Raw genomic sequence first — 11,294 nt, 5'->3', positions numbered from 1 at the left:
CTCGGCATGCCGATGTCGTTGCGGCTGGTGGTCACGACGTCTCCAGCTCGCGGTCGATCAGGTCGAAGATGTTCGCGGCGGTGGCCGACTCCAGGTCGTCGTCGCCGTCCGCGTCCGCCTGCCGCTCGGTCAGCCGGCCCAGCAGGCCGTGCAGCCGGTCGGTGATCCGGCGGAACTCGTCGTCGGCCGGGTCCAGCCCGACGAGCGCCGCCTCCAGCCGGTCGAGTTCCCGGCCCGCCCCCGACGGCTCGCCCGCCGAGTTCGCCGGGACGAACTGCCCGCCCAGGTGGGCGGCGAGCGCCTCGGGCGTCGGGTTGTCGAAGACCAGCGTCGCCGGCAGCCGCAGCCCGGTGGCCGCGCCGAGCCGGTTGCGCAGCTCGACGGCGGTGAGCGAGTCGAAGCCGAGTTCCCGGAACGCCCGGGTCGGCTCGATGCCGGCCGGGTCGCCGTGGCCGAGGACGACCGCCACGTGCGACAGCACCAGGTCGCGCAGGGCGCGTGCCCGCTTGTCGTCGGGCAGGGCGCGCAGCGTCTCGGCGTACGCCTGCCCGTCGGTGGCCGCCCCGGCCGCGGCCCGGCGGCCGGCGGCGCGGACCAGGTTGGTCAGCAGCGGGTGTACGGGCGACCCGGGCGCGGCCACGCCGGTGACGATCTTGGCGGGCATGAGTGTCGCCCGCTCCGAGCGCCAGACCGCGTCGAACAGGGCGAGCCCCTCGGCGTCGGAGAGGGCGGCCATGCCGCCCCGGTCGAGGCGGCGGATGTCGGCCGAGTCGAGGTGACCGGTCATGCCGCTGGCCTGCGCCCAGCGGCCCCACGCCAGCGCGACGGCCGGCAGGCCGAGGGCCCGCCGGTGCTCGGCGAGGGCGTCGAGGAACGCGTTGCCGGCGGCGTAGTTGCCCTGGCCGGGACCGCCGAACACGCCCGCGGCGGCGGAGAAGAGCACGAACGCGCTCAGCTCGTGGCCGAGGGTGGCCCGGTGCAGGTTCCACGCCACGTCGACCTTGGGCCGCAGCACCGCGGCGAGGCGGTCGGGGGTGAGCGACTCGACGGTGGCGTCGTCGAGGACGCCGGCGGCGTGCACGACGGCGCGCAGCGGGTGGCGCCGGTCCACCGTGGACAGCACGTCCGCCACGGCGTCCGGGTCGGCCAGGTCGGCGGCGACGATCGACACGTCCGCGCCGAGGGCCTTGAGGTCGGCGAGCAGGTCGTCGGCGCCCTCGGCGTCCGGGCCGCGCCGGCTGACCAGCAGCAGTTGCCGGGCGCCGTGCGCGGTGACCAGATGCCGGCAGAGCAGCGCGCCGAGGGTGCCGGTCGCCCCGGAGACCAGGACCGTGCCGTCGAGCCGGGGCGTCTGCGGGATACTCAGGGCGAGCTTGCCGACGTGCCGGGCCTGGCTGAGGAAGCGGAACGCCTCGGGGGCGCGCCGGACGTCCCAGGTGCGCCGGGGCAGGGGCCGCAGCGCACCGGCGGCGAAGAGCGCCATCAGTTCGCCCAGCATCGCGCCGATCTTCCCGGGGCCGGCCTCGATGAGGTCGAAGACCTGGTAGCTGACGCCCGGGTGGTCGGCGGCGACCTGCTGCGGGTCGCGCTTGTCGGTCTTGCCCATCTCGACGAACCGGCCGCCGTCGGCGAGCAGCCGCAGCGACGCGTCGACGTACTCGCCGCGCAGGGCGTTGAGCACCACGTCGACGCCCCGGCTACCGGTGCGGTGGGCGAACTCGTCGGCGAAGTCGAGGCTGCGGGAGGAGGCGAGGTGCGCGTCGTCGAAGCCGGTGGCGCGCAGCGCCGGCCACTTGCCGGGGCTGGCCGTGCCGTAGATCTCCGCGCCGAGGTGGCGGGCGATCTGCACGGCGGCCATGCCGACGCCGCCGGCCGCCGCGTGGACGAGCACTGACTCGCCCGCGCGCAGCCGGGCCAGCTCCACCAGCCCGTACCAGGCGGTCAGGAAGACCACGGGCACGGCGGCGGCGTCGGTGTAGGACCAGCCGTCGGGGATGCGGGTGAGCAGTCTGCGGTCGGTGACCGCCGCCGAGGAGAACGAGCCGGAGAAGATGCCCGCCACCCGGTCGCCGGGGGCGAGGTCGGTGACGCCCGGCCCCACGCCGAGCACCACGCCGGCGCCCTCGTTGCCCAGCACCTCCTGGTCGGGGACCATGCCGAGGGCCAGCACCACGTCGCGGAAGTTCAGCCCGGAGGCGCGCATCCCGACCAGGACGTGGCCCGCCGGCAGCTCCCCGGCCGTCTCGGGGCCGGGCAGCAGGGCGAGGTTCTCCAGCGTGCCCTTCTCGGTGACGTCGAGGCGCCATGGCACCTCGCCGGCGGGCAGCGGCAGCACCCCGGCGTCGCGGGCCCGGGCCAGCCGCGGCACGAGCGGCGCGCCGTCGCGGAGCGCGAGCTGCGGCTCGCCGGAGGCGACGGCCGCCGGGACGGCCGCCAGGGAGGCGGCGGCGTCGTCGGTGTCGAGCAGCGTGAACCGGCCGGGGTGCTCGGACTGCGCGGAGCGGACCAGTCCCCACAGGCTCGCCCGGGCCAGGTCGCGGGGGGCCTCGCCCGGGGCCGCGCCGACCGCGCCCCGGGTGTGCAGGACCAGCCGGGACCGCTCCAGCCGGGACTCGCCCAGCCACTGCTGCACCAGCGCGAGCGCGTCGCGGGCCGCGTCGTGCGCGGCCTCGCCGGCCCGCTGCGGGTCCGGCTCCGCGCCGGAGCGCAGGTCCAGCACCGTATCGGGTACGTCCCCGGACTCCCCGATCTCGGCGACCAGCGCCGCCAGGTCGGCGTGGGACCGCACCGGGTGCCCGGCGGCGGTGAGCGCACCGGTGAGGCCGAGGGTGTCGTCGCCGAGCAGCGCCCAGCTGACCGTCTGCCCCGCCGCCGCGTCGGCACCCGGCAGCGGCGTCCAGTCCAGGTGGAACACCGAGGTGCGGCGCAGCGCGGCCGCCTCGTCGGCCCGGCCCGCGGCGACGGGGCGGAACGTCAGCGACTCGACGGTGGCGACGGGCTGGCCGGCGGTGTCGGCGAGGGTGACCGCGACGGTGTCCGGGCCGAGGGAGCGCAGCCGCGCCCGCAGCCGGGTGGCCCCGTGGGCGTGCAGGGCGACCGAGCGGAAGGCGAACGGCATCCAGCCCGCCCCGGAGGTGTCCGCCGGGTCGCCGAGCAGGGCGGTGACCCCGCTGGCCTGCAGGGCCGCGTCGAACAGGGCCGGGTGCAGCCCGAAGCGGGACGCGTCGGCGCTCGCCTCCTCGGGGAGGGCCACCTCGGCGTAGACCTCGCCGTCGCCGCGCCACACCCGGCGCAGCCCTCGGAAGGCGGGGCCGTAGCCGAGGCCACCCTCGGCCATCTGTGCGTACCAGGCGTCCAGGTCGGCGTCGATCTCGACGGCGCCGGCCGGCGGCCACTGCCCTGGTACGGCGGCCGGGTCGGGCAGTTGCGGCAGCAGGAGGCCCTCGGCGTGCCGGGTCCACTCGGCGTCGGCGTCCTCCTCGGGGCGGGAGTGCACTGTGACGCTCCGCTCGCCGGTGTCGGCGGGCGGGCCCACGCGGACCTGCACCTGCATCGCGCCGGTCGCGGGGAGCACCAGCGGGTTGATCAGCGTCAGGTCGCCCACCTGGCCGGCGTCGACCTCGTCGCCGGCCCGGACCACCATGTCGATGACGCCGGTGCCGGGGACGATCACTGCCCCGCCGACGGCGTGGTCGGCCAGCCACGGGTGGGTACGCACCGACAGCCGCCCGGTCAGCACCACCGTCCGGTCGTCGGCGACGGGTACGGCCGCGCTGAGCAGCGGGTGCCCGATGTCCTGGAGGCCGGCGGAGCCGACGTCACGTACGCGGTGCGCGGGGGCGTCCAGCCAGTAGCGTCCGTGCTCGAAGGCGTACGTGGGCAGCGCGACGGTGCCGGTCTCGGCGAGTACGGCCGTCAGGTCGACGGGCAGGCCGATCGTGTGGGCGGTGGCCAGATTCGTCAGCAGCCGCGTCGCGTCGTCGTCACCCCGCCGCAGACTGCCCAGCACGTGCCCGCTCACGCCGACGTCGTCCAGGATCGCCGTCACCGGCATCGCCAGCACCGGATGCGGGGAAATCTCCACGAACGTGGTGTGCCCGGCGGCGACGGCCACCCGGACGGCGGCGTCGAACTGGACGGTCTGCCGCAGGTTGTCGTACCAGTAGTCCGCCGACATCGAGAACGGGTCCACCCAGTCCCCGGTGAGCGTCGACACCAGCCGCGTGTGACCGGCCTGAGGGCTCACGCCCGCCAGATCCGCGCGCAACTGCTCCGCGACATCCTGCACCGCCACCGAATGCGACGCATAGTCCACCGGAATCAACCGCGCCCGCACCCCATCGGCCTGACACGACTCCACCAGATCGGCAACCGGCCGCGGCGGACCCGACACCACCACCGTCGACGGACCGTTCACCGCCGCCACCCCGACACCCGGGAACGCCGGCAGCCGCTCGGCCACCGCCTCCGCCGACAGGTCGACCGACGCCATCGTGCCGGTGCCCCGCAGGACCGTCAGCGCCCGCGAGCGCAGGGCCACGGCCTTCGCCGCGTCCTCCAGAGACAGGATCCCGGCCACGCACGCCGCGCCGATCTCGCCCTGCGAGTGACCGACCACCGCCGCCGGGGTGACCCCGGCGTGCTGCCACACCGCCGCCAGGGCCACACCCACGGCCCACAGCACCGGCTGCACGACCTCCACCCGCTCCAACCACGACTCGTCCTCACCGGTCAACACCGACACCAGATCGACATCCAGGTACGGGGCCAGGGCCCGCTGGCAATCCGCCAGACGCGCGTCGAACACCGGCGCACGACCCACCAAGCCGGCCGCCATCCGCGCCGACTGCGCACCCTGACCCGGGAACACGAACACCACACCCGCACCGGTGCCGGAAACCGCACCCGTCACGAGGTTCCCCGCCGGGGTACCGGCGGACAGGGCCTCCAGCCCCGCCAGCAACTCCTCAGTGCCCGACCCGACGACAGCGGCACGGTGATCGAACGCCGACCGGGTCGTAGCCAGGGACCAGCCCACCGCCGCCACATCCACCACGGCTTCGTTGGCCCGCTGGAGGTGCCCGGCGCCGCCGGCGCCGCGCCCGCGCAGGAAGTCCGCCAGGCGGGCCGCCTGCCCCGCGAGCGCGCCCTTCGACCGCGCCGACACCGGCCACACCACGACATCGGAGGCCACCAGGCCCGGGCCGTGCTCGACCGGAGCGACGGACAGCTCGTCGGCCTGCTCGATGATCACGTGGGCGTTCGTGCCGGACATGCCGAAGGACGACACCGCCGCCCGACGCGCCCGCTCCACCGCCGGCCACGGCCGCGACTGCGTCGCCAGCTCCACCGCACCGGAGGTCCAGTCGATGTGCGGCGACGGCTCGTCCACGTGCAGCGTCGCCGGGACCACGCCCTCCCGCATCGCCAGCACCATCTTGATCACACCGGCGACACCCGAGGCGGCCTGGGTGTGGCCGATGTTCGACTTGATCGAGCCGAGCAGCAGCGGCTCGTGTCCCTCGCGGCCCTGCCCGTAGGTCGCCAGCAGGGCCTGCGCCTCGATCGGGTCACCCAGCGTCGTGCCCGTACCGTGCGCCTCCACCACGTCGACATCCGCGCTGCCCAGCCGGGCACCGGCGAGCGCCTGGCGGATCACCCGCTGCTGCGACGGACCGTTCGGGGCCGTCAGCCCGTTCGACGCACCATCCTGATTGACCGCACTGCCCCGCACGATCGCCAGCACCTCGTGACCGTTACGCCGCGCGTCCGACAACCGCTCCACCACCAGCACACCAACACCCTCACCCCAGCCCGTGCCGTCGGCACCCGCCGCGAACGCCTTGCACCGGCCGTCGGCCGCCAGGCCCCGCTGCCGGGAGAACTCGAAGAAGGTGCCGGGGGTGGCCATGACCGTGACGCCACCGGCGAGGGCCAGGTCGCACTCGCCACGCCGCAGCGACTGCACCGCCAGGTGCAACGCCACCAACGACGACGAACACGCCGTGTCCACCGACACCGCCGGCCCCTCCAACCCCAACGCGTACGCCACCCGACCCGACACCACACTCGCGGCGTTCCCCGTGGCCCCGAACCCCTCGGCCTGCTCCCCCGCAGCCATGAGCAGGGCCCCATAGTCCTGACCATTCGTGCCCACGAACACCCCTGTTCGCGAACCCCGAAGAACCCCAGGCTCAACCCCTGCCCGCTCGACCGCCTCCCACGAAACCTCCAGCAACAACCGCTGCTGCGGGTCCATCGCCGCCGCCTCGCGGGGCGAGATCCCGAAGAAGCCCGGGTCGAACTCGCCCGCCGCGTGCAGGAAGCCGCCCTTGTCGGCGTACGTGGTGCCGGGGTTGGCCGGGTCGGGGTCGTAGAGCCGGTCGAGGTCCCAGCCCCGGTCGGTCGGGAAGTCTCCGATCGCGTCGACGCCGTCGGCGACGAGGCGCCACAGCTGCTCGGGGTCGTTGACGCCGCCGGGGTAGCGGCAGGCCATGGCGACGACGGCCACCGGCTCGTCGTCGCCCACGGCGGCCGGGGCGGCGTCCGGAACCGCCGCGGCGCCGGCGCCGAAGAGGCCGGTGAGCAGGAAGCGGGCCAGCACGGCCGGGGTCGGGTGGTCGAAGACCAGGGTGGTGGGCAGCGCCTGCCCGGTGGCGGCGACGAGCCGGTTGCGCAGCTCCACAGCGGTCAGCGAGTCGAAGCCGAGGTCGCGGAACGCGGTGGTCGCGCCGACGGCGGCGGCCCCGCCGTCGTGGCCGAGCACGTCGGCGGCGAGTTCGCGGACCATCTCGGCGACGGTCTCCTCGCGTCGGGCCGGTGCCAGCGCGGCAAGGCGCCGGCGCAGGGTCGCCGCCGGGCCGTCGTCGCCGTCGTCGGCTGCGGCGCCGCCGTCGAGGGCGGCCCGCGCCTCCGGTACGCCCTCTAGCAGTGGCCGGCGGCGGGCGGAGGCGTACGCGGGGGCGAACCGGGCCCAGTCCACGTCGGCCACCGTCACGGTGACGTCGTCGTGGTCGAGGGCCTGCTGCAACGCGGCCGTGGCGACGGCCGGGTCCATGGCGGGCAGGCCCCGACGGCGCAGGTTCCGTTCGGCGTCGGCGGCGTGCATGCCGCCGTCGGACCAGGGCCCCCAGGCGATGGCGGTGCCGGACCGGCCGTCGGCGCGCCGCCGCTGCACGAGCGCGTCGAGGTAGGCGTTGCCGGCCGCGTATCCGGCCTGCCCGCCGCTGCCCCAGGTGGCGGCGATGGACGAGTAGACGACGAAGGCGTCCAGTTCCCGGTCGGCGAGCAGGTCGGCGAGGTGGGTGGCCCCGGCGGTCTTGCCGGCGGTGACCTCGGCCAGTTCGGCGGGGGTGACCTCCGCCAGCGGGGTGGCCTGCGCGACGCCGGCGGTGTGCACGACCGTACGCACCGGCGGGCCGGCGGCCTCGACCCGGTCGAGCAGGTCGGCGACGGCGGCCCGGTCGGCGATGTCGCAGGCGGCGACGGTGACCCTGGTCCCGAGGGCGGTCAGCTCGGCCTCCAGCGCGGCCGCGCCGGGGGCGTCGGGCCCGCGCCGGCTGACCAGCACGACGTGTTCGGCTCCGGCGGCGGCGAGCCAGCGGGCGGCGCGGGCCCCGAGCCCGCCCGTGCCGCCGGTGACCACTGCGGTGCCGGTGGGCGTGAACCGGCGCGCCGGCGTACGGTCGCCGAGGGCGGCGCGGACGAGGCGGCGGGCGAAGACCCCGGGGCCGCGTACCGCCAGCTGGTCCTCGCCGGTCGATCCGGTGAGGATCGCGGCGAGCCGGGCGACGGCCCGGTCGTCGGGGTCGGACGGCAGGTCGACCAGGCCGCCCCAGCGGTGCGGCGCCTCGACGCCGACGACCCGGCCGAGGCCCCAGATCGCTGCCTGCGCCGGGTCGACGAGCCGGTCGTACGAGGCGGCGGCGACCGCGCCCCGGGTGACCAGCCACAGCGGCGTGGCCCCGCCGGCGTCGCCGAGCGCCTGCGCGAGCGCGAGGGTGGCGGTCAGGCCGGGCAGGACCGTGCCGCCGGTGCGCGGTTCCCCGGCGAGCAGGGAGACGACGCCGGCGGGCTCGGTGCCGGCGAGGGCTGCCGCGAGGGCTGCCCGGTCGGCGTCCGGCTCGACGGTCAGGGGCCGCACGTCGGCGCCGGCGTCGGTCAGCGCAGCCCGGACGGCCCGCGCCGCCGGGTTGTCCGCGTCGGCTGCGGGCAGCGCCAGCAGCCAGGTGCCGGTCAGCCGGGCGGGGGCGGGCTCGGGGGCCACCTGCCACTCCTCCCGGTACCGCCAGCCGTCGAGGACCGAGTGTTCCTGCCGCTGCCGCCGCCAGTCGGCGAGGACGGGCAGCAGGGTACGCAGCGACTCGGCGGCGGCGGTGTCGGTGACGGCGAGGGTGTCGCGCAGCGCGTCGAGATCGGCGCGTTCGACGGCGGCCCAGAACCGCCGGTCGAGCGCGCCGGCCCCGCCCGTCGTGGTGTCGTCGGCGGGCGCCTCGGCCGGCACCCAGTAGTGCTGCCGCTCGAACGGGTAGGTGGGCAGGTCGACGAGCCGGCCGGGCAGGTCCGCGAGAACGTCCGCCCAGCGCGGCGGCGTACCGGCGACGTGGAGCTGGGCGAGGGCGGCGAGCAGGGTACGGCGGTCCGGGCGGTCCCGGCGCAGCACCGGAACCACCACGGCGGGGGCCGCGTCGGTGGTCTCGGTCTCGGTCCCGGCGAGGGTCTCCTGGACGCCGGCGGTGAGCACGGCGTCCGGTCCGACCTCCACGAAGGTACCGACGCCGTGGGCGCGCAGGGCGCGTACGCCGTCGGCGAAGCGGACCGCCTCCCGGACGTGGCGCACCCAGTAGTCCGGGTCGGTGAGCTGCGCCGGGTCGGCCAGCTCACCGGTCACGTTGGACACCACCGGCAGGGTGGGGGCGCGCAGGTCGAGCCGGGCCGCGACGGCGGCGAACTCGGCGAGCATCGGCTCCATCAGCGGGCTGTGGAAGGCGTGGCTGACCCGCAGCCGCCGCACCTGCACCCCCCGGTCGGTCCAAAGTCCCGCCAGCTCGTCGATGGCCGCCGCCTCGCCGGAGACGACGACGGCGTCGGGGCCGTTGACGGCGGCGACGGCGACCCGGTCGGTCAGCGCGGCGATCGACTCGGCGACCCGGGCCTCGTCGGCGGCCACGGCGAGCATCGCGCCGCCGGTGGGCAGGTCCTGCATGAGCCGCCCCCGGGCGGCGACGAGGGCGCACGCGTCGTCGAGGCTGAGCACGCCGGCCACGTGGGCGGCGGTCAGCTCGCCGACGGAGTGCCCGGCGACCATGTCGGGGGCCAGTCCCCAGGAGCCGAGCAACCGGTGCAGCGCCACCTCGACGGCGAACAGCGCGGCCTGGGTGAAGACGGTCTGGTCGAGCAGGTCGGCCTCGGCGGTGCCGGGCCCGGCGAACAGCAGCGGCTTCAGCGGCCGGGGCAGCCGGTGGTCGAGGTGGGCGCAGACCTCGTCGAGCGCCTCCGCGAAGACCGGGTACGCCTCGTACAGTTCCCGGCCGGCGCCGGCGCGCTGGGCACCCTGGCCGGAGAAGAGGAACGCGACCCCGCCCCGCTCGGCGGCGGCGCCGGTGACCAGGCCGGGGGCGGGCCGGTCGTCGGCGAGGGCGTGCAGGGCGGCGAGCAGGCCGTCGCGGTCGTCGGCGAGGACGACCGCCCGGTGTTCCAGGGGCGAGCGCGAGAGCACAGACGTCCGGGCGACGTCGGCCGGACGTGCGTCCGGGTCGTCGGCGAGCCAGGCCGACCAGCGCTCGGCCTGGCGGCGCAGGGCGGTGCGGGTGCGGCCGGTGAGCAGCACCGGCGCGGGCGCGGGCGCCGCCGGGCGGTCCGCCTCGGCGCCGGCCGGCTCGGGCTGCTCGAGGATGAGGTGGGTGTTGGTGCCGCTCATTCCGAACGACGAGACGGCCGCCCGGCGCGGCCGGTCCACGGCCGGCCACGGCGTGGCCTCGGTGACCAGGGTGACCGCTCCGGCGGCCCAGTCCACGTGCGGGGTGGGCTCGTCGACGTGCAGGGTGGCCGGCACGATGCCGTGCCGCATCGCCTCCACCATCTTGATCACCCCGGCGATGCCGGCGGCGGCCTGGGTGTGGCCGATGTTCGACTTGATCGAGCCGAGCAGCAGCGGCGCGGCGTCGCCCCGCTCCCGGCCGTACGTGGCGAGCAGCGCCTGGGCCTCGATCGGGTCGCCGAGGGTGGTGCCGGTGCCGTGTGCCTCGACCACGTCGACCAGGTCGGGGGTGAGCTTCGCGCCGGCCAGGGCCTGCCGGATGACCCGCTGCTGGGACGGGCCGTTGGGGGCGGTGAGCCCGTTGGACGCGCCGTCGGAGTTGACCGCCGAGCTGCGGATGACGCCGAGTACGGGGTGGCCGTTGCGGCGGGCGTCGCTGAGCCGTTCCAGCAGCAGCATGCCGACGCCCTCGGACCAGCCGGTGCCGTCGGCGGAGGCGGCGAACGACTTGCACCGGCCGTCGGCGGCGAGGCCGCGCTGCCGGGAGAACTCGACGAACGGGCCGGGGGTGGCCAGCACGGTCGCGCCGCCGGCCAGGGCGAGGCCGCACTCGCGTTGACGCAGCGCCTGGCAGGCGAGGTGGATGGCGACGGACGCCGACGAGCAGGCGGTGTCCACGGTGACCGACGGGCCTTCCAGCCCGAACGTGTACGCCAGCCGGCCGGAGACCACGCTGGCGGCGGTGCCGGTCAGCACGTACCCCTCGACGCCGGGCGCCCGGTGCAGCACGGCGGCGTAGTCCTGCCCGGAGGTGCCGACGAAGACGCCGGAGCGGCTGCCGCGCAGCGACAGCGGGGCGATGCCGGCGCGCTCGAACAGCTCCCAGGTGACCTCCAGCAGCAGCCGCTGCTGCGGGTCCATGGCGACCGCCTCGCGCGGCGAGATGCCGAACAGCGCGGCGTCGAACTCCCCCGCGTCGCGCAGGAACCCGCCGGCCGTGGTGTACGAGGTGCCGGCGTTGTCCGGATCGGCGTGGTAGAGCCGCTTCAGGTCCCAGCCGCGATCCGTGGGGAAGTCGCCGATGGCGTCCCCGCCGGACGAGACGAACTCCCACAGCTCCTCAGGCGAGCTGATGCCGCCCGGGTAGCGGCAGCTCATCGCCACGATCGCCACCGGCTCGGACTCCTCGGCGGTGACCTCGCGCAGCCGTTGGCGGGTCTGCTGCAGCTCGGCGACGACGCGCGTCAGGTATTCGCGCAGCCGCTCTTCGTCCGCCATGACATCTCGCTTTCTCGTGACACCACAGGTCCCCGTA

At 76.2% G+C, this 11,294-nt stretch carries 1 protein-coding gene; it reads right to left on the bottom strand.

Annotated features, from left to right (window positions below; translation table 11 throughout):
* Nucleotides 1-31: 31 nt before the first annotated feature.
* Complete coding sequence (locus MICAU_RS12315) at nucleotides 32-11,257, bottom strand: type I polyketide synthase (RefSeq protein WP_013285636.1); 11,226 nt, start codon at nucleotides 11,255-11,257, stop codon at nucleotides 32-34.
* Nucleotides 11,258-11,294 lie beyond the last annotated feature (37 nt).

The sequence above is a fragment of the Micromonospora aurantiaca ATCC 27029 genome, from assembly GCF_000145235.1.
Classification (GTDB): Bacteria; Actinomycetota; Actinomycetes; order Mycobacteriales; family Micromonosporaceae; genus Micromonospora; species Micromonospora aurantiaca.
The sequence above is the reverse complement of the archived record's forward strand: the minus strand, read 5'-3'. Positions and strand labels throughout refer to the sequence as shown.

Bases quoted from the DNA above. Each gene is read 5' to 3' on its own strand.
- MICAU_RS12315 (WP_013285636.1), bottom strand. From the start codon at position 11,257: ATGGCGGACGAAGAGCGGCTGCGCGAATACCTGACGCGCGTCGTCGCC.